Here is a 314-nt window from a genome sequence, read left to right on the forward strand (position 1 = left end):
TGACTTCGACTTCTTTGATGGTTTGGCGCATGCTGCGAATGCCATAAAGGTGTTGAAGGAAGACGAGTTTAATGAGAACCACGGGGTCGATGCTGGGTCGGCCGTTGTCTAGACAGTAAAGGTCTTCCACCAGGTCATAGATGAAGTCGAAGTCCACGTAACGGTCAATTTTTCGCAAAAGATGATCTGTCGGCACGAGTTGATCCAGAGCAATCATTTGAATTTGTTCTACTTTTTTCTTGTCTTCTTTATGTAGCATGGTGGCCTCCTTTTTTTCTATTTTACTATAATTGAGGCGAATGCTGTTTGATGAC

At 43.3% G+C, this 314-nt stretch carries 1 protein-coding gene; it reads right to left on the bottom strand.

Annotated features, from left to right (window positions below):
* A partial coding sequence (locus OCV31_RS09690; protein WP_148474693.1) for a transposase occupies positions 1-259 on the bottom strand: 259 nt, incomplete at its 3' end.
* Positions 260-314 lie beyond the last annotated feature (55 nt).

It is taken from the genome of Aedoeadaptatus acetigenes, from assembly GCF_025566985.1.
Taxonomy (GTDB): Bacteria; Bacillota; Clostridia; order Tissierellales; family Peptoniphilaceae; genus Aedoeadaptatus; species Aedoeadaptatus acetigenes.